The following is a 19,061-nucleotide window of genomic DNA, read 5'->3' as shown; positions in this document are numbered from 1 at the left end:
GCCGTCCAGGCTGTAGGACCTGTCCGGCGTGGGCCGGAACCGGAGTCCGCATGAGAGTCCAGGGACGAGACGTGGAGAGTTCAGTCATGCAGCCTCTGGCCCCGGTATTCGTGGCCCGGGGATTGACCAAGGTCTATGGCGCGGGCGATTCACGTGTCGTGGCGCTGAAGGACGTCGACCTCGATATCCGACAAGGCGAATTCATCGTACTTCTCGGCCCTTCCGGGTCAGGCAAATCGACCCTGCTCAACATCCTCGGCGGATTGGACGCTCCAACGTCAGGCACGGCGACCTGGCGAGATCACGAACTGACCGGGGCCAGCGACGAGCAGCTCACCACATACAGGCGCGAGCATGTCGGCTTCGTGTTTCAATTCTACAACCTGATACCGAGCCTCACCGTCGAGGAGAACGTGCGGCTGGTCGCGCAGATCGCCAGCAATCCGATGAGACCAGCCGAAGCGCTCGAACTTGTCGGACTGTCACATCGCGCCGGTCACTTTCCTTCACAACTGTCCGGTGGAGAACAGCAGCGCGTCGCGGTGGCGCGCGCAATCGTGAAACGGCCGGATATCTTGCTCTGCGACGAGCCGACCGGCGCGCTCGACGTCGACACCGGCAGGCTGGTTCTGGCGGCAATCGCCAAGGTCAATGCGGAGCTGAACACGACGACCGCCGTGATCACTCACAACTCGGCAATCGCGGGGATGGCTCATCGCGTGTTGCGGCTGAGCGGCGGGCGCATCGTCAAGGAGGAAGCGAATCCGCGGCGCATCCGGGCCGAGGATGTGACATGGTGAACGTCCTGGACATCAAGGTGGCGCGCGACCTCTGGTCTATGCGGCTTCAGGTCCTCAGCATCGCGCTGCTCGTCGCGGCCGGCGTGGCCGTCTTCGTGATGTCGGTGTCGAACTACCAGGCGCTGATCGGCGCCATGGAGGCGCACTACCGCAACGAACGTTTCGCCGACATCTTCGTGGGCATGACGCGCGCGCCGCTCTCGATCGTCGATCGGCTGCGCGAAATCAACGGCATCGGCATCGTGGAGCCGCGCGTCGCCGAGCCGGTGCGCGTGATCCGCGAGGACACCAACCTCCCGATCTCGGGGCGCGTCATCTCGCTCCCGGCCGCGGGTCAGCCATTGCTCAACCGCTTGCATCTCGTGCAGGGACGCTGGCCTGATCCGCTGCATCCGGAAGAAGTCATCATCAACGCGGCGTATGCCGAGGCGCGCGCCGTGAGGAGCGGAGAAACCATGGAGGTGGTGCTCAACGGCCGGCTGCAAGGCTTCCGCGTCGTGGGCACCGCCCTGTCACCCGAATTCATCTTTGCCACCCGCGCCGCGGTGCCGCTTCCGGACGATCGGAATTTCGTGGTGGTGTGGGCAAGCGAGGATGCGGTGGCAAGCGCATTCGACATGAAAGGCGCCTTCAACGACGCGCTGATGACTCTGGCGCCCGGCGCAGGACCGCAGCATGTCCTGGAAGAGGTCGATCGTTTGCTGGCGCCATACGGCGGCACCGGAGCCTATGGCCGGAGCGATCAGCCGTCGCACCGCTTTCTCAAGGATGAACTGGCGGAGCAGGAGACACTGAGCATCGTCATGCCGTCGGTCTTCTTCGGCATCGCGGCGTTCCTGCTCAACATCGTCATCGGCAGGATGGTGGAAGCACAACGGGGTCAGATCGCTTCGCTGAAGGCGTTGGGGTTTGCGAACCGGATCATCGCCTTCCACTACTTCAAGCCGGTCACCGCCATCGCATTGCTGGGATCGGCGATAGGTCTGGTCGTGGGGCGCTGGTTCGCGATTGGGGTCGTCGGGAGCTATGCCGCTTTCTTCCGGTTTCCATCGCTGGAGGCGCAACTGGAGCCATGGCTGCTTGTTGCGGCGACCCTTGTCAGTGTCGGCGCGGCGAACCTTGCCGCGGCATCGGCGGTATACCGGATTGCCATGCTTGCTCCCGCCGAAGCCATGCGTCCCGAGACGCCGCCCGCGTTGCACACTTTCAGCTGGCTGCAGACGATTGGAAGCCAGCGAATTCCGCTCCAGTACGTGATAGCGGCGCGCACGATCCTCGGACGGCCCGTGAGGACGCTGTTGACGACCGTCGGAATCGCGCTGGCCATTCCGCTCATTCTGTTCGGGCTCTACTGGTTCGACGCCATCGACTACATGATCGATGTAAGTTTTGGACGCATCGAGCGCGGCGACGCCTTTGTTACCTTCACGGAACCGGTCTCGGCGGATGCGCTCTACGAATTGCGGGCGATACCTGGCGTGCTCGAAGCTGAAGTCCAGCGTGTCGTGCCGATCACGTTGCGAGCTGGGCATCGCGCCTATCGCACCTCGGCGACTGGTTTGGATTCCGGTTCCGAGCTCAAGGTGCTGAGAGACAGCGCGCTACGGCCGATTGCCGTACCCTCCGATGGCATCATGCTTAGCCGGACGATCGCGAGGCAACTCGACCTCGAGGCCGGTGACAGTGTCATGATCGAGGTGCTCGAAGGCAGCCGAGCCGTGAGAGAAGTCACCGTCCGCAGGATTTCGGACGATATTCTGGGGGCGTCGGTGACGATGGAGCGCACCGCACTCAATCGTCTGATGCGGGAGGGTTCCGTTGCGAATGTCGCGACCTTCAGGATCGATCCGGGTCAATCTGAACGGCTCTGGTCGAGGATAAGGTCGATGCCGAAGATCGAGGGAAGCTCGGTCAAGGCCCTGTGGTTTGCGTTGTTCAACGAAACGATCGGCGGAATGGTGGTTATCGGCGCGCTGGTCCTCTCAGGGTTTGGAATGCTGATCGCCTTAGGCGTGGTCTACAACAGTGCCCGCATCGCCCTGCAGGAGCGCGCCTGGGAATTGGCCAGCCTGCGCATCATCGGACTGACGCGGCGTGAGGTATCCGCCGTCATTATCAGCGAGCTTGTCGTGGAGCTGATTGTGGCTATCCCCGCCGGGCTCCTGATCGGTCGGTACCTGATCGAGTTGATCGCGTCGGCGCGTGCGAGCGAGTCGTTTCAGATCCCCGCTGTGATCGATCGGAGCAGTTATGCCATCGCCGCGCTCCTGGTCATCGGCGCGGCCATTGCCAGTTTCATCACAATCCGCCGCAGGATCGACAGGCTCGATCTCGTGGCTGTCCTGAAGACGAGGGACTGAACATGAAGCGTCGAACAACTTCGATCGCGGGCGCACTGGTGCTGGCACTTGCGGCACTGGGTTTCTACTGGCTCCTGATGCCGCAGCCGACCCTTGTCGAAACCGCCGAGGTGGCGACCTCGCGCTTCCAGGACACGGTTGAAGAGGACGGCCGCACGCGCGTTCGGGATCGCTACCTGGTGTCGGCGCCTTTGTCAGGGCGGATCCAGAGGTTGACACTCAAGGCCGGCGATACCGTGCGGACGGGACAGAAGCTGGCGACCATTACGCCGCCAGTTTCGCCGCTTCTCGACCCCCGCGTGCGGCTGGAGCTCGAGGCCCAGGTCGGCGCCGCCGAGGCGGCAGTCGAGGAGACGGCATCGCTTCACGAGCAGGCCAAGGTGCTGCTGGCTCAAGCCAGTGCGGATCTCGAACGCACCAGGGAGCTCGTCAAGCGCAACGTGGCGGCCGCGGCTCAGCTCGAGCGTGAGGAATTCCTGTTCCGCTCCACGCAGCGACAAACCGATGCCGCCGAGCGGCGCTGGCACGCCGCCACGCATCTTTTGGAACAGGCGCGCGCGGCACTGAAGTCCGCCGACAATTCCGAGGCCGGCGAGAGTTTCCCGGTAGCCTCCCCCATAGACGGCCGCGTTCTCAGGGTCATGCAGGAGAGCGAGACCATTGTCGCTCAGGCAGCTCCGCTGCTCGAATTGGGCGATCCTGGCGATCTCGAAATTGCCGTCGACGTTTTGACGACCGATGCCGCCCGGATAAGGGAGGGCGACGAGGTGATCATCGAGCGCTGGGGCGGCCCCACGGATTTGCATGGGGCCGTGCGGCGCGTCGAGCCCTCAGGCTTCACCAAGGTCTCCGCGCTCGGCGTCGAGGAGCAGCGCGTCTGGGTGGTCGTCGACATAACCTCGCCACGAGAGACGTGGACCAGCTTGGGGGATGGCTACCGCGTCGAGGTCAAGATCGTGGTTGACGAGAACGACCAGGCAATCGTCGTGCCGATCGGAGCCCTGTTCCGGCGCGGCGATGCCTGGAGCGTCTTCGTTGTCGAGGAAGGCCGCGTTCATCTCCGAGAGATTGAGGTTGCGCGGCTTTCAGCACGCGTTGCAGCCGTGGCGCAGGGCGTGCGCCCTGGCGAGATCGTCGTCGTCTATCCACCTGCCAGCCTTGCCGAGGGGAGCGAGGTCAAGCTCCAGTAAACGTGCTGTTCGACGGTCAACCGATGTGCCGTCCATCTCTATGTTTTATGTAAATCGAAGCTTCCGCTCAGATTTCGGCGATAGTCGACACCGTCTACCACGTGTGAATGATCTGCCTGCGGCTCACGCGAGACGTAGTCGATGTGAATTGCCAGCAATTTGTCATAGGCAGGGCTGCCCTTGAGAACAGCAATTATTGCTTCGACGATCTTCGCCGCGTCCGCCTCTCGATCGCGATGCGTAATCAGTGGGCCATTCAGGTCGCTGTTCACAACAGCCACAGCGACCTGGATCGCGTTGGTTGCGACCTCGATGGCGTTCCCGGCATGGCCAGTCGCCGATATGATCGATTGCCTGATTTCAACATCGGACACAGCAGGCGCTGCCTGGGACTGAGTCAAACCGATCGCCGACGCCCATCCCACGGAGACGCCCAGCAACGCGATGAGAGCACGACGACGCGAGAGCATTGATTTCTCCTCCAAATTTTGGACTTTTAGCACGGGCACCGGTTGCGAACTTGACCTGTGTCAATGAAAGCGTGGTCTGTCGGTGCGCAGCGAGAGCGGGCGAAGATTACAGGAACCTGTGAAATCGCCCTGAGCGGCTTGCCATGGCAATGCGGTGCTGCAGATCGGCCTCGATACCCCAAATGCCCAACATCGTCAGCCTGCTGCGGTAAGCGTCAGGATCATTGGTCCATCGGGTGAACAGCTGCAGCGCTTTGATCCAGGTCAAGGCACGGGAAGCCGACTTGCCTGTTTCTGATGGACCCTCAGCAAGGAGTTGATGGTATGGACGCTCGAGCTTCCTCCGACGTACAGGTCTGGGATCCTTTTGTTCGCATAGCTCACTGGACGGTCGCCGTCGGATTTTTCGTTGCATACCTTACGGAAGACGCAAAGATCGTCCACGTGTGGGCGGGCTACATTGTCGGAGCGCTGGTCTTCGCCCGTATCGTGTGGGGATTTGTCGGGCCGCGCCATGCGCGGTTTTCTGACTTCATCACCGGTCCGGTAGCGGCCACCCACTACCTCTGGGACCTCGTGCGTGCGCGTGCAAAGCGCTACGTCGGGCACAGCCCGGCCGGCGGCGCAATGGTGATCGCGCTTTTGGCTTTCCTGGCTGCGACGGTGGTGACCGGGCTTGTCCGGTACGCTGAAGAAGACGCTGCCGGGCCGTTGGCTCCACTGTATGCGCAGACATCCTCCATCGGGGGAGCGCAGACAGTCGAAGACGACGAGAATCAAGTCGGAGAACGCGGAGGCAGGAGTGCCTTCAGTGAGTCCCACGAAGTGATTGCCAGCATAACGCTTGGCTTGATTGTCTTCCACGTTCTCGGCGTAATCCTGGCAAGCTTCGTGCATCACGAGAACCTCGCGAGGGCAATGGTTACCGGACGCAAACGACCTGACTGACAAACAGCAACTGCCAAGTGCCGCGGATGTCATGGGGGCTCGCAAGGATGCTGCTGTCGGCCAGGCGACCAAGGTGCTGTCCTTCAGCACCATGCCCCATGCTGATTGTTCGATATGGACTGCGGCCAAGCCGACCCGACATTTCAAGATGCCGATCAGATTCTGACCTGGATCAACACCGGGCTCCTGAAAAGAGGCTAGAAACGCCAAAACGCCGCCTGCCAGGCGGCGAAGCGGGTGCATCATGTTCGAATACAGCGTTGAAGCCAGACGGACCGATGCACGAGGCAGCGTGGCCACCACCAAGAACGCCACGCTCGTTCTCGACACCTGCCTCGAGGGCCGGGCCGATGCCTTCAATCCGGCCGAACTGCTTCTGGCGGCCGTCGCCGCCTGCATGATCAAGGGCATAGAGCGCGTCACCCCGATGCTCGGTTTCAAGCTGCGCGGCGTCAAGGTCGCGTTGCATGCGGTTCGGCGCGACACCCCGCCCGGGATTGCCTCCATCGACTACGAGCTTGTCGTCGACACCGATGAAACCGACCAGCGGCTGGAGCTGCTGCACAAGAACGTCCGCAAATACGGCACGATTTCCAATACAGTCGCGGCCGCCACGAAACTCGAAGGCACGATCAGGAGAAAAGCATGAGCCGCCTGCATGTCGAAAACCACCTGGTGTCGCGCATCGGCTGGCTGCGCGCCGCCGTGCTGGGGGCCAATGACGGCATCGTCTCGACCGCGAGCCTGATCGTCGGCGTGGCGTCGGCCGCCGCGCCGACGTCGCAGGTCCTGGTCGCCGGCATAGCCGGCCTGGTGGCGGGCGCCATGTCGATGGCGGCCGGCGAATATGTCTCGGTCAGCTCCCAGTCGGACACCGAGAACGCCGACCTTACCCGCGAACGCGAGGAACTCAGGACCCAGCCCGAATTCGAGCGCGAGGAACTGGCGCAGATCTACGTCAAGCGCGGGCTGGAGACGGGCCTGGCGCACCAGGTCGCCGATCAGCTCATGGCCAAGGATGCGCTGGCCGCGCACGCCCATGACGAACTCGGCATCTCCGAAATGACCACGGCGCGGCCGATCCAGGCGGCGCTGACCTCGGCGGCGACCTTCAGCGTGGGTGCTGCGATGCCGCTGCTCATGGTGCTGGTGTCGCCGGCCTCCATGCTGGTGCTGACGGTCTCGGTGGCGTCCCTGCTTTTCCTTGCTCTGCTGGGCGCCATCGGCGCCAAAGCGGGCGGCGCCAACATTCTTCGCGCCACGCTGCGCGTCACCTTCTGGGGCGCCTTCGCCATGGCGCTCACCGCCGGCATCGGCGCGCTGGTCGGCACGGCGGTCTGAACCAATGTCAGGCCTTTAGCTGCGCCCGCCAGAATGGCTTCAGCAACTCCAGGCATGCCAGCACAGCAAACCCCGCCGCGAGCGTCACAGCCAGATCGTCGAGATGCAGAGGTCCGAAGCGGAACAGATTGGTGGCGGATGGCCACAGGAGCGTCCCGCCCAGCATTGAAGCGACGGCCACGACAACGATCATGAGCGATCGGTTCGGCCTGATGAGCGCGGTCAGAAGCGATGCGCTGAAGGAGCGGTTGACAAAGATCAGTCCCACGATTGTCAGCACCAGCGAGAAGAACGTCAGCGCCCGGATTTCGTTCTCGGCCATACCCTGTTTCAGGGCGGCAAGGTAAATGCCCGCGAGAAGCGCGAAGGCGAGCGTCCCCTGGACCAGCCCCCACCTGATCAACGCTCCGGAGAACAATGGCGAGTCCGGATTGCGGGGCGGACGGCGCATGACGTCGTCTTCTTCGCTTTCAGCCTCGAAGACCAGCGAGCACACGGGATCGATCACCATCTCCAGAAAGGCGATGTGGATCGGCCCGAACAGGATCGGCAGGCCAAACAGCAACGGCAACAGCGAGAGGCCCGCGATCGGCACGTGGACCGCGAAGATGAACCCCATGGCCTTGCGCAGATTGTCGAAGATGCGGCGGCCAAGCCGAATTGCCTTGACGATTGAACCGAAATCGTCGTCGAGCAGGACGATCGACGACGCCTCGCGCGCGACGTCGGTGCCACGGCCACCCATGGCAATCCCGATATTGGCTGCCTTGAGCGACGGCGCGTCATTGACCCCGTCGCCCGTCATGGCGACGATTTCACCGCTCGACTTCAGCGCGTTGACGATGCGAAGTTTCTGTTCAGGCATGATGCGCGCGAACACGGTCGCGGTTTTCACGCGCCGCGCCAGTTCGTCGTCACCGAGCGCTTGCATCTCGCTTCCGGTCACGACGCTTTCGGCATCGAGGCCGGCCTCGCGCGCGATCATTTTGGCGGTTGCCGGGTAGTCGCCGGTGATCATCATCACCCTGATGCCGGCGGACCGGCAGTCGCTCACGGCTTCGGGAACGCGCGCGCGCAGCGGATCCGTCAGGCCGACCAGCCCGAGAAATTCGAATTCGAAATCGTGTTGCGTCTCGGGCAAGTCGGTGCCGCGATGAGACCCGCGGGCAATGCCGAGCACACGCAACCCCTCGGCCGCCATGGCTTCGACCGAGCCCTTCAAGGCCTTGAAATCCTTTGCGTTCAGATGGCATAGCGCCCCGATCGCCTCAGGCGCGCCTTTTGCCGCAACCAGCGAATTGCCATCGTCATTTATCGATTGCCAGACATTCGACATCGCCAGCAGTCCGGGTCGAAGCGGATATGCGTGGACCAGTCCCCAATCCGGTTTGTCCAGAACCTTGTGCTCGGACAGCCGTTCCTTGCCGAGTTTGTGAAAAGCGATCTCCATGGGGTCGAAAGGTATCTGAGCGCTGGCAAGCACACCCGTCTCGACCAGATCGGCGAATGCCGCCGGCAGGTCGGTGCCCGGCCTGTCCGCCATCCGAAACGACTTTCCATCCGCCGTCCGAAGTTCGGCGATCGTCATCCGGTTCTCGGTGAGCGTGCCTGTCTTGTCGGTGCACAGGATCGTCGCCGAGCCGAGCGTTTCGATCGCGGCGGCCCTGCGGGTCAGGACGCGCGCCTGCGATATGCGCCACGCACCCATGGCCATGAAGATCGTCAGCACGACGGGAAACTCTTCCGGCAGCATCGACATGCCGAGCGCTATACCCGCGAGCACGGCGTCAAGCCATCCGCCTCGCAGAAGCCCGTAAAGCAGGACCGCGACGACGCTGACCGCGCCGCCGACCAGTGCGAAAATGCGTACGACGCGCCGCATCTGCGCCTGCAGTCGAGGCGGTTCGGTCTCCATTGAACTCAGCGAGTGTCCTATCTTGCCGATTTCACTTCGCGGACCCGTCGCCAGGACTTCGCCAATGCCTGAGCCGCGAACGATCAGCGAACCCGAGAATATGAAAGGCAGGTCGTCGCCGCCTGGCCGGCGTTCGCTCAGTGGCGAGGCGCCGTCGGCGGCGATCTTTCGGACCGGCACGGATTCGCCGGTCAGCAGGGATCTCGTCGCTCTGCAGGTCCTGGCTCTGGACAAGCCTGGCATCGGCCGGCACCCGGTCACCCTCGCCGAGCACGACGAGATCCCCCCGGACAACCTCGCGACCGGCAATGCGCTTGCGTTCACCACTGCGAATGACCAGGGCGCGAGGGCTGGTGAGATCACGCAGCGCTTCCAGGACACGCTCGGTGCGTGTCTCTTGTATGATGGTTATGCCGATCGACATCGTGGCAAAGGCCAGCAGGATCAGCGCCTCCTCCAGATTGCCCAGAATGAGATAGACAACGCCGCCGCCAAGCAGGAGCGCCAGCATCGGCTCGCGGATGACCTCGAAGGCAATCCGCAACGGCGTGCGCTGGTTGGACCTCGGCAGTTCGTTGTAGCCTTCGGCGGCAAGCCTGGCTTGCGCCTCGGCCTCTGAGAGGCCGGGAAAGGGATCTGTCGGCACCTCGGCCATGTCTATTTCCCCTGGCGGCCGGTTCGACCGAAGTCATGGCCGGTTCAGCACCCGCATGCTTCGCGGCACCGATGCACAGCATCCATGCCGCGACTATGTTTCAGTGTGATAACAGGACCGCAAGCCGGAGATCGCCAGGAAAACCAACAATATCAACGTGCAAATCCCGGAACTTGAATTCCAATCGATGCCCGACGAGCCCCACCGGCGGACGTCCGGCTCGACGATAGCCGGGCGGCTGGGCCGAAACCTTGATCAAGAACAAGGACGAACCGCCGCGAGTGACGGGCAATCTTATGCCGGATGATCCCTTGTGCCGTCGTTCGCGCTCGCGCCATCGGCCGCTTGCGATACCCGCGCCACCCATGGCATCTGTCGGCGTCAAAGGACCGATCCGAAAAAAGATGGCACCACGCCAGAACCAGCCCGGAGGCAGGCCGCCCACCAGCAAGCCGCTCAGCGGCAAGCCCGTGGCCGGCGTCAGCCTCAACCGCGCGCTGTCGAAGCTTGGCCTGTGCTCGCGCACGCAGGCCGAGGTGCTGATCGCGGAGGGCCGCGTGCGCGTCGGCGGCAAGGTGGTGCGCGACGCCTCGCAGCGCGTCGACCTCAACCGCGACCGCATCGTCGTCGACGGCGGGCAGGTCGTTGCCGAGCGCAAGGTCTACCTGATGCTCAACAAGCCGCGCGGGTTGGTCACCACCCGCGACGACCCGCAGCAGCGCGACACCGTCTATGCCTGCCTCGAAGGGCTCGACCTGCCCTTCGTCTCGCCGGTAGGCCGCCTCGACAAGGCGAGCGAGGGCCTGCTTCTGATGACCAACGACACCCGCTTCGCCAACCGGCTGATGGACCCGGCCTCGCATCTGCCCAAGACCTATCACGTGCAGATCGACACCGTGCCCGACGCGGCGACGCTGGAGAGGCTGCGCGCCGGCGTGACCGTCGATGGCGAGACCCTGACGGCAAACTCGATCGAGCTTTTGCGCAGGGGCGGCCGCACCGCATGGCTGGAGATCGCGCTCGACGAGGGCCGCAACCGCCACATCCGCCGCCTGCTTGCCGCCCAGGACATCGAGGTCAAGCGCCTGATCCGCATCGCCATTGGTCGCCTGCGTCTCGGAGACCTCGCCAAGGGCACCGCGCGGCATTTGACGCCGGAGGAGCTGGTGTTGGTGGGTGGGTAACCTGCCGCCTATCTGGCCCGCATCCTGACGGGAAGCTGTCAGGAGGGCTCGTTTATAGATCGCTGATGGGCCCGGCAGCGGCTCCGGCAATCAGGGAACAATGCGATGAATTTCGTCTCCGTCCGCATCATCACGTCAGATGTCCAGCGCCTCGTGCGCTTCTACGGTGAGATCACGGGCATGCCCGTGACGATGTACACGGAGGACTTCGCGGAACTGGTCACGCCAGCCTGCACGCTGGCGATCGCCAGCACGCGAACCTTGATGCTGTTCGGCGGCGACATCGCCCGCCCCGCCGACAACCACACCGCCATCATCGAATTCCGCGTCGGCGACGTCGATGCGGAATTCGCAAGGCTGTCCGACACCATCAAGGACGCAACCGTGCAGAGGCCGACCACCATGCCCTGGGGCAATCGCTCGCTTTTGTTCCGCGACCCGGACGGCAATCTGGTCAACTTCTTCACGCCCGTCACCGCCGAGGCGATCAGGAAGTTCGACAAATAGAATTGAACTGGCCAGCCCCGGGCAGAGCCGGCCCTATTTCTGGTTCCACTTGCGAATGACCGGCTCCGCCAGATCATGCTCGTAGCCGAGCACACTGATGCTGGCCGTATCGAGCACGAACAGGGCGCCGCCTTCGGGCGGCAGGCCGACCCAGCGCGCCGCCAGCACGCGCAGGAAATGCGCGCTGGAAAACACCAGTATGTCGGCATTCGCCTTGCGCAATTCCGCGATGATCCTGTCCGCCCGGGCGCCAACATCGGCCGCCATCTCGCCTTGCGGACAGCCATCGCGGAACACGGTCCAGCCCGGCCGCTCGGCCAGGATCTGCCTGGTCGTCAGCCCCTCATAGGCACCGTAGTCCCACTCCTGCAGATCGTCCTTCCTGACGCTTTCCGCGCCGAAGCCGGCGAGCACGCTGGTGGTGTAGGCGCGCTGCGACGGGCTCGACCACACGGCCGAGAACGACAGGCCTTTCAGGCGTTCCGCGACGCCCCGCGCCGCTGCCTCGCCGGCCGGCGTCAGCGGTATGTCGGTACGGCCGGTGTGCTGGCCCGAAAGGCTCCACGCCGTCTCGCCATGCCGGACAAGGTGGATCTGCGGAAACGCGCTGCTCATGCGATGCCTTTCGTTGCTGTTTCCAGCTTTAGCGCAGCGCCTCCAGCGAAAGATAGAGGCCCAGCGCCAGCAGCCCGGCAAGGAACACCATGCGGAAGGTTTCGACGCCCATCCTCTGGCGCAGCGCCTGGCCGATGAACATGCCGGCCAGCGCCGGCGCCAATGCCGCGAGCGACCCCGCCAATTGCGCCGTCGGCGACGCCAGCGCGCCTTCCCAGAACAACCCGATGGCAAGGGCCGCCGTTGAGACGGTGAAGGACAGGCCGAGCGCCTGGATCAGGTCTTCCCTGTCCAGCCGCAGCGATTGCAGATAGGGCACCGCCGGGATGACGAAGACGCCGGTGGCGCCGGTGACCAGGCCGGTCGCCACGCCGACCAGCGGCGACAGCCAGGCCTCATGGCGCGCCGGCGTGGTAAAGCCGGCCCTGGCGAGGCCGATGATGGCATAAAGCACCAGCGCCACGCCGAGCCCCGCCGAAGCCACGCCCGTATGCGTGCCGGTGAGCAGGCCCGCGCCGGCGACGGTGCCGATCACGACACCAGCCATCATCGTCCACAGACGTTTACAGAGGCCGCCGAAGGACGGACCGTTCAGCAATTGCCACAGGTTGGTGACCGCCGACGGGATCAGCAGCAGGGCGGCGGCCTCGACCGGCGGCATCGTCACCGCCAGCAGCCCCATCGCCACGGTCGGCAGGCCCATTCCGACGACGCCCTTGACGAAGCCGGCGGCGAGGAAGACGACGCCGATCCAGGCGATGACGCCGGCGCTCAGCATGATCGCACCCTGAGGACAGGATCAGTCATGCAGCAGCATGTCCGTGGCTTCAGACTCCGGGCTGGGGTTTGCCGGTCGGCATCGCGGCTGACGGCAGCAACCGCCGTCGCGCATCCTCGCGGGTCGAGCTCCGCCCGCGCCGCCGCAAGGCAGGCCACGGCGACGGCCAGCACGATCGCCGTGCCTTCAAGAATGCCGGATCGGCCTGATGCTCGTTCGCGCATCGCACACCTCCATCGCAAATGGTTTGACGAAGATGCCGGCCGGCCACAATGTGGAAGTTGCGGTGTCAGCCTTCGGCGTGGACGAAGGCTGATGGAGATAGCAGGAGCAAAAGAGATGCGCTTCGATCTGGTCGATCTCCGGCTGTTCCTTCTGGTGGCCGAGCGCGGCAGCATTACCCATGGCGCCGAACTTGCCGGGCTCGCGCTGGCCTCGGCCAGCGCCCGCATCAAGGGCATGGAGGAGCGCCTCGGTGCGCCGCTCCTGGAACGGCGCCGCCGTGGCGTGGTGCCGACGGCGGCCGGACAGGCGCTGCTGCACCATGCCAGGGCGGTGCAGAACCAGATCGAGGCGATGGCCGGCGACCTCGGCGCCTATGCCGAAGGCCTGCGCGCCCGTGTGCGGCTCGCCGCCAACACCGCCGCCACGGCGGAACTCCTGCGCGACACCCTGCCGGCCTTCCTTGCCGCGCATCCCCGCATCGACATCGACCTCGACGAGCGCCCCAGCCACGAGATCGCCGAAATGGTGGCCAGCGGCGCCGCCGACCTCGGCATCGCCGCGACCTGGGCCGGCCTTGCGCATCTCGAGCAGAAACCGTTCTTCGTCGATCGGCTGGTGGTGATCGCCGCGAGGAACTGGCCAGGGCTGCCCGGCCTGCGTGCCGCCGGACTCGCCGACATCCTCGGCGAGCCCTTCGTCGGTCTCAGCACCGGCCATGCGCTGCAGGAGCACATCACGCGCCAGGCCGCCCGCCTCGGCGGCCATCTGCATGTTCGCATCCGCGTGCCCGGCCTCGACAATGTCTGCCGGCTCGTCGCGCAAGGCGCCGGCATCGCCATCGTGCCGGAAAGTGCCGCGCGCCGCTCGGCCCGCACGCTGCGCGGCCTGCGGCTCACCGACGACTGGGCGACGCGTCAGCTCAATCTCTGCGCCCGCCGCTTCGACGAGCTGACGCCGCAGGCGAAATTGCTCGCTGCCGCGCTGGCCTGAAGCCGAGCCAGCGCCCGCAACCGCGCGCGGGCGGCGCCGACATATCCCCATCAGCGTGGAATCATTGCCTTGCTTTTCGAAAATCCGTGACGTAGCTTGTTTGCATATAGGCAAAGAAATTGCCGATGTTTTTTCTCTTTGTGAAAGACTGACCTTTGCGGGAACATCTCGATCTGACTGACCGGCGGCTGGTCAAACAGCTGTCGCAGGACGCGCAGCCGGGCATCAACCGCATCGCCGAGATATTGGCGATTTCGGTGCCGACGGTGCGCTCGCGGCTGCGCAATTTGCTCGACCGCAACCTGCTCAAGATCGTCGGCCTGCTAAACCTGACCGAGCGCCCCGAGCTGATCTCGGCCATTGTCGGCATCAATGCCCAGGGGCGTGGCCGGGCCCGCGAGCTGGCGCAGCGCATTTCCGAACTGCCCTTCGTCAACTCGGCTTCGGTGGTCACCGGGCGCTTCGACATCATCGTCGACGTGACCGTGGCCGGTGACGTCGCCGATCTCTACCGCGTCACCAGCGAGCTGATCCCGGGCGCCGGCGAGCCGGGCGAAGTCGTGCGCAGCGAGACCTTCGTCGTCATGGCGTCCTGCAACAAATGGGTCAGCCTGCCAGAAGGCTGCTGGTCGGACGACCGCAAGGAGCCGGCATGAAGATCGCGGTTCTCGGAGGCCTCGGCCTGCAAGGCCGGGCGGCGATCGCCGATCTCGTCGCCAGCGGTGTCGATGAAGTGGTTTGCGTCGACACGGCACCTGATGGTGCGGCCCGGCTTGGCGGCCTGACCGACCTTTCCCGCGTGCGCTTCGTCGTGCCCGAGGGCGCCATCGGGCCGGCCGTGGCCGGCGTGCTGGCGGATGTCGACGCCGTCATCGACCTGTTGCCGCAGCCGCTGATGCGCGAGGCTGTCCAGGCCGCGATCGCCACGCGCACGCCGCTGGTCACCACCAATTACGGCAAGGCCATCGCCGACCTGGCGCCCGCCGCCGAACAGGCCGGCGTCTCGATCATGACCGAATGCGGGCTCGACCCCGGCATCGACCTTGTGCTCTACGCGCGCGCCGCGAAGCAGTTCGACTCCATCACCGCGATCGATTCCTATTGCGGCGGCATCCCCGAGCCGAAGGCGATGGCCAAGCCGCTTTGCTACAAGGTGAGCTGGAACTTCGACATGGTCCTGGTCAGCCAGAACCGCGACAGCGTGATGATCGAGGACGGGAAACGCGTCGCCGTGCCGGCCGCCCGCCAGCACGACAGCCATTTCATCCACGAGATCGAGGTCGCCGGCCTGGGCAGGCTGGAAGCCTTCCCCAATGGCGATGCGCTGCACTATGTCGAGATGCTTTCCGCCGCCAAGGGGCTGCGCCGCTCGGGCCGCTACACGCTGCGCTGGCCCGGATGGTCGGCGTTCTGGGCGCCGCTGAAGGAGCTCGGCTTCCTCTCCGAGGACAAGGTTTCCGGCACCGCCGTCAGCCCGCGCGAATTCCTCGGCCGGCTGCTTGGACCGCAATTGCAATATGGCCCCGGCGAGAAGGACCTGTGCGTGATGCGCAATGTCTTCTCCGGCCTCGAAGGCGGCCGCGCCAAGACGGTGACGTCGGACCTGATCATCGAGCGCGACCTGGCTTCGGGCCTGTTCGGCATGAGCCTCGGCGTCGGCTATCCCGCCAGCATCGTGGCGCAGATGCTGGCGCGGCGCGAGATCACCGCACCGGGCCTTTTGAACCCGCTGCTGCATGTGCCCGACGGACCGTTCTTCGACGAGTTGGCCAAGCGCGGCATCAAGGTTGCCGAGACGGTGGCCTGGGACTGAGGACAAGAGATTTTCGAACGGTGGCCGCCGCCGGCAATGGCGCCCGCCGTTCAAAAAGGAGCCCAAGGGAATCCGCGGGCAAAACAACAACCACAACAGGGAGGAATGCCACATGAAGATTGCCAGACTTTTCATCGCCGGACTTGCGCTTGCGGGCTTGACCACTGCAGCCAGTGCCGGAGCACTCGACGACATCACCAAGCGCGGCGAACTGCGCGTCGCCGTCCAGACTCAAGGCCCCCCCTTCTCGCTGGTCGGCGCCAATGGCGAACGCACCGGCAGTTCGGTTGAACTCGCCGAACTGATGGCCAAGGAGATGGGCGTCAAGATCACCTTCCTCGACTTCGACTGGGACGGCCTGATCCCGGCGCTGCTGTCGGGCAAGGCCGACCTTCTGGTCGCCGACATGACACCGACGCTGGCGCGCGGCATGAAGGTCGCCTTCACCACGCCCTACATGTATACGGGCAGCACCGTCTTCACCAAGGCCGACAGCAAGTTCAAGACCACCGAGGACTGCAAGGCCAAGGGCACCAAGATCGCCGTGCTGCTCGGCGCCACCGGCGAGAAGGAAGCCAAGACCGCCTTCCCCGATGCCGACATCAAGAGCTACAAGGGCGGCGGTCCGCTGCTGCTCGACGCCGTCAACAACGGCCAGGCCGATTGCGGCGTCAATGACGTTTCGGCGGTGAAAGGCCAGTCGACCGCTTATCCGGCCGGCACCTTCACCATCATGCCGGACCTCTTGTCGAAGGAGCCGCTTGCCTTCGCCACGCGCTATGACGAGCCGGACCTGTTGATCTGGATGAACCTGTTCCTCAACCAGGTCAGCATCGACGGCCGCCTGCAGAAGAACCTCGACTACTGGGTCAATTCCGACGCCTGGAAGAAGGACCACTAAGCAGCTCTTCGTTCGGACGGAACCGCGCCAGACTGGATCGGCGCGGTTCCGTCCAACACTCTGCCATCACGGATAGACTTCGCTCTGGGGAATTCACCCAACGATGCTCGAGAACTTCAGCTTTCGCACCATCGTGGAATACCTGCCCCTGTTCGGGCAGGGCCTGATCACGACCGTCTGGCTGTCGGCGCTGTCCTTTGTCGGCGCGCTCGCCGTCGGCATCGTGCTGTGCGCCATGAACCTGCAGCGCGGCTGGCTGTTTCGCGCGCCGGCCAAGGCCTATATCGACGCCGTGCGCGCCACGCCCCTGCTGGCGCAGCTCTATTTCCTCTATTTCGGCCTGCCGCGGCTCGGCTTCGTCTTGCCGGAATTGGTCGTCGGCATCCTCGCGCTGTCGCTGAACAGCGGCGCCTATGTCGCTGAAATCATTCGCGCCGGCATCCTGTCGATCTCGCGCGGCCAGGTCGAAGCCAGCGTCGCCTCGGGCATGACCTACGTCCAGCGCATGCGCCTCGTCATCCTGCCGCAAGCCTTCAAGGTGACGATCCCGCCGCTGCTCGGCCAGGCGATCGTGCTGGTCAAGGATTCGGCGCTGCTGTCGCTGATCTCGGTCGCCGAGCTGACGCGCGCCGGCCAGTTGCTCGCCTCCGACCGCTTCATGCCGGCGGAAGGTTTTCTCACCATCGCCGCCTTCTACCTCTTGCTCTATTACTGCCTGAAGGGACTGGCTGCTCTGTCCAGCCGCTGGCTCGGCACGGCGGGGGCGCGGACATGATCTGGCAACAGTTCCTCAGCCTCGCCGGCTCCTATCCCCTCGCCTTGCGCGGCCTCGGCATGACAGTGGTGCTGTCGCTGATCAGCCTGGTGCTCGGCACCCTGCTCGGCTTCGGCCTCGGCATCTTGCGGACCGGCGGCAACCGGCTGATCAGCTCCGTGATCGGCGCCTGGGTCGACCTGATCCGCGGCACGCCGTTCCTGGTGCAGATCTTCCTGATCTTCTTCATCCTGCCGGAGTTCGGCATCGAGCTCGACGCCTTCACCGCCGGCATCATCGCGCTGACCAATCTGGCTGCCTGCTTCATCTGCGAGATCGTCGCCGCCGGCATCCGCTCGGTGCCGACCGGCCAGGTCGAGGCGGCACTGGCATCGGGCCTGTCGCGCTGGCAGCGCATGCGCCAGGTGGTGCTGCCGCAGGCGATGCGCATCGTGTTGCCGCCGCTGGTCGGGCAATATGTGCTGCTGATCAAGGATTCCTCGGTCGTCTCGGCGATCGGGCTCACCGACCTCACCCGCGTCGGCTGGCTGGTGGTGCAGCGCGTGCCCAACGGCCTGCTGGTGTTCTTCCTCGTCGGCGTCGGCTATTTCATCGTCTGCTATCCGCTGATCATGCTGGCCCGCCGGCTCGAACGCCGCATGGGCGCCGCCCATGGCGAGGTACAGTTGTGACATCGAACCCCAAAGGTCCGGCAACCATGACCAAAACCGGCATGATCGACTTTCGCCGCGTCAACAAATGGTTCGGCGCGCTCAACGTGCTGAAGGACATCACGCTCAGCGTCGAGCCGCGCGAAGTGGTCGTCGTCTGCGGCCCGAGCGGCTCGGGCAAGAGCACGCTGATCCGCTGCATCAACGGCCTGGAGACGATCAAGGACGGCGATCTCATCGTCGACGGCCAGCGCCTCGGCGACCCCGCCACCAACATGACGCAGTTGCGCACCGAGATCGGCTTCGTCTTCCAGTCGTTCAACCTCTACCCGCACAAGACCGCGCTCGAGAACGTCACACTCGCCCCCATCCATGTCCGCAAGATCCCGCGCGCCGAGGCCGAACAGGCCGGGCGCGAATTGCTGGCCAAGGTCGGTCTCGCCGACAAGGTCGACGCCTATCCGGCGCAGCTTTCCGGCGGCCAGCAGCAGCGCGTGGCGATCGCGCGCTGCCTCGGCATGCGGCCCAAGATCATGCTGTTCGACGAGCCGACTTCGGCGCTCGACCCCGAGATGATCTCCGAAGTGCTCGACGTCATGGTGGCGGTCGCCGAGGAAGGCATGACCATGATGGTGGTGACGCATGAGATGGGCTTTGCCCGCAAGGTCGCCCAGCGCGTGGTCTTCATGGACGCCGGCGCCATTGTCGAAAGCGGCACGCCGGACGAGTTCTTCTCGCATCCCAAGACCGAGCGCAGCCGCGCCTTCCTGAGCAAGATACTCAGGCATTGAAGGCGGCGACAGGGAGCGCCTTCTCGGCGCTTCCCGTCAATCTGTCCGGCGACCGTTGTATCAATCGAAGAATCGCGTTGCCTTGCAACGGATCTGTACGCCGTCCGGGCCGAATTGTTCAGTCCAGTCATCGGTCGTCGTGACAGGCCGACC

18 protein-coding genes and 1 pseudogene are annotated in these 19,061 nt (G+C 64.6%); 15 read left to right on the top strand and 4 right to left on the bottom strand.

Annotation, left to right across the window (positions count from 1 at the left end):
• The first annotated feature begins 86 nt into the window (after positions 1 to 86).
• Genes AC56QP_RS28310 through AC56QP_RS28300 form a run of 3 tightly spaced genes read left to right on the top strand, consistent with a single transcriptional unit; the run spans position 87 to position 4,350 of the window.
• Positions 87 to 800: an ABC transporter ATP-binding protein gene (locus tag AC56QP_RS28310; RefSeq protein ID WP_489862489.1), complete on the top strand. Its 714-nt coding sequence runs from the start codon at positions 87 to 89 to the stop codon at positions 798 to 800.
• Positions 801 to 817: 17 nt separating this feature from the next.
• Positions 818 to 3,160 (top strand): ABC transporter permease, encoded by a 2,343-nt coding sequence (locus AC56QP_RS28305; RefSeq protein WP_489862490.1) that lies wholly within the window; start codon positions 818 to 820, stop codon positions 3,158 to 3,160.
• Positions 3,161 to 3,162: 2 nt separating this feature from the next.
• A complete protein-coding gene (locus tag AC56QP_RS28300; protein WP_489862491.1) occupies positions 3,163 to 4,350 on the top strand; it encodes an efflux RND transporter periplasmic adaptor subunit in 1,188 nt (395 codons plus the stop codon).
• 38 nt (positions 4,351 to 4,388) lie between these two features.
• On the opposite strand, the gene AC56QP_RS28295 is transcribed toward AC56QP_RS28300, so the two are convergent.
• Positions 4,389 to 4,820 (bottom strand): hypothetical protein, encoded by a 432-nt coding sequence (locus AC56QP_RS28295; RefSeq protein ID WP_489862492.1) that lies wholly within the window; start codon positions 4,818 to 4,820, stop codon positions 4,389 to 4,391.
• Positions 4,821 to 5,144: 324 nt separating this feature from the next.
• Here AC56QP_RS28295 and AC56QP_RS28290 point away from each other — a divergent pair, with 324 nt between their 5' ends.
• From AC56QP_RS28290 to AC56QP_RS28280, 3 genes are all read left to right on the top strand, one after another.
• Positions 5,145 to 5,768 (top strand): cytochrome b/b6 domain-containing protein, encoded by a 624-nt coding sequence (locus AC56QP_RS28290; RefSeq protein WP_489862493.1) that lies wholly within the window; start codon positions 5,145 to 5,147, stop codon positions 5,766 to 5,768.
• Between the two features lie 244 nt (positions 5,769 to 6,012).
• Positions 6,013 to 6,417, top strand: coding sequence for an OsmC family protein (locus AC56QP_RS28285; RefSeq protein ID WP_489862494.1), 405 nt, complete (start codon positions 6,013 to 6,015; stop codon positions 6,415 to 6,417).
• On the top strand, positions 6,414 to 7,109 hold the full coding sequence (locus AC56QP_RS28280) for a VIT1/CCC1 transporter family protein (protein WP_489862495.1): 696 nt from the start codon (positions 6,414 to 6,416) through the stop codon (positions 7,107 to 7,109). The genes AC56QP_RS28285 and AC56QP_RS28280 overlap by 4 nt, the downstream gene beginning before the upstream one ends.
• Before the next feature lie 7 nt (positions 7,110 to 7,116).
• Here AC56QP_RS28280 and AC56QP_RS28275 read toward each other — a convergent pair.
• A pseudogene (locus tag AC56QP_RS28275) lies at positions 7,117 to 9,679 on the bottom strand (cation-translocating P-type ATPase).
• A 404-nt stretch (positions 9,680 to 10,083) separates the two neighbouring features.
• Here AC56QP_RS28275 and AC56QP_RS28270 point away from each other — a divergent pair.
• Both AC56QP_RS28270 and AC56QP_RS28265 read left to right on the top strand, forming a co-directional pair.
• A complete protein-coding gene (locus tag AC56QP_RS28270) occupies positions 10,084 to 10,863 on the top strand; it encodes a pseudouridine synthase (protein WP_489862497.1) in 780 nt (259 codons plus the stop codon).
• 105 nt (positions 10,864 to 10,968) lie between these two features.
• The gene (locus AC56QP_RS28265) at positions 10,969 to 11,370 is read left to right on the top strand and encodes a VOC family protein (RefSeq protein ID WP_489862498.1); all 402 of its coding nucleotides are present in this window, start codon (positions 10,969 to 10,971) and stop codon (positions 11,368 to 11,370) included.
• A gap of 33 nt (positions 11,371 to 11,403) precedes the next feature.
• On the opposite strand, the gene AC56QP_RS28260 is transcribed toward AC56QP_RS28265, so the two are convergent.
• Complete coding sequence (locus AC56QP_RS28260) at positions 11,404 to 11,985, bottom strand: histidine phosphatase family protein (protein WP_489862499.1); 582 nt, start codon at positions 11,983 to 11,985, stop codon at positions 11,404 to 11,406.
• A 28-nt stretch (positions 11,986 to 12,013) separates the two neighbouring features.
• Positions 12,014 to 12,763 (bottom strand): sulfite exporter TauE/SafE family protein, encoded by a 750-nt coding sequence (locus AC56QP_RS28255; RefSeq protein ID WP_489862500.1) that lies wholly within the window; start codon positions 12,761 to 12,763, stop codon positions 12,014 to 12,016.
• Positions 12,764 to 13,102: 339 nt separating this feature from the next.
• Here AC56QP_RS28255 and AC56QP_RS28250 point away from each other — a divergent pair, with 339 nt between their 5' ends.
• From AC56QP_RS28250 to AC56QP_RS28220, 7 genes are all read left to right on the top strand, one after another.
• A complete protein-coding gene (locus AC56QP_RS28250; RefSeq protein WP_489862501.1) occupies positions 13,103 to 13,978 on the top strand; it encodes a LysR substrate-binding domain-containing protein in 876 nt (291 codons plus the stop codon).
• Positions 13,979 to 14,133: 155 nt separating this feature from the next.
• Positions 14,134 to 14,634 (top strand): Lrp/AsnC family transcriptional regulator, encoded by a 501-nt coding sequence (locus AC56QP_RS28245; RefSeq protein WP_013530560.1) that lies wholly within the window; start codon positions 14,134 to 14,136, stop codon positions 14,632 to 14,634.
• A complete protein-coding gene (locus tag AC56QP_RS28240; protein WP_489862502.1) occupies positions 14,631 to 15,791 on the top strand; it encodes a saccharopine dehydrogenase family protein in 1,161 nt (386 codons plus the stop codon). The genes AC56QP_RS28245 and AC56QP_RS28240 overlap by 4 nt, the downstream gene beginning before the upstream one ends.
• Positions 15,792 to 15,903: 112 nt before the next feature.
• A complete protein-coding gene (locus tag AC56QP_RS28235; RefSeq protein WP_256752291.1) occupies positions 15,904 to 16,692 on the top strand; it encodes an ABC transporter substrate-binding protein in 789 nt (262 codons plus the stop codon).
• A gap of 103 nt (positions 16,693 to 16,795) precedes the next feature.
• On the top strand, positions 16,796 to 17,467 hold the full coding sequence (locus tag AC56QP_RS28230; protein ID WP_489862503.1) for an amino acid ABC transporter permease: 672 nt from the start codon (positions 16,796 to 16,798) through the stop codon (positions 17,465 to 17,467).
• The gene (locus AC56QP_RS28225; RefSeq protein ID WP_019859628.1) at positions 17,464 to 18,138 is read left to right on the top strand and encodes an amino acid ABC transporter permease; all 675 of its coding nucleotides are present in this window, start codon (positions 17,464 to 17,466) and stop codon (positions 18,136 to 18,138) included. Before AC56QP_RS28230 ends, AC56QP_RS28225 begins: the two co-directional genes overlap by 4 nt.
• A 26-nt stretch (positions 18,139 to 18,164) precedes the next feature.
• Entirely contained in the window at positions 18,165 to 18,908 is a 744-nt protein-coding gene (locus AC56QP_RS28220; RefSeq protein ID WP_489862504.1) for an amino acid ABC transporter ATP-binding protein, read from the top strand.
• Positions 18,909 to 19,061 lie beyond the last annotated feature (153 nt).

It is taken from the genome of Mesorhizobium sp. RCAM 05104 (genome assembly GCF_059683645.1).
This window is presented reverse-complemented; position numbering and strand designations above follow the sequence as displayed.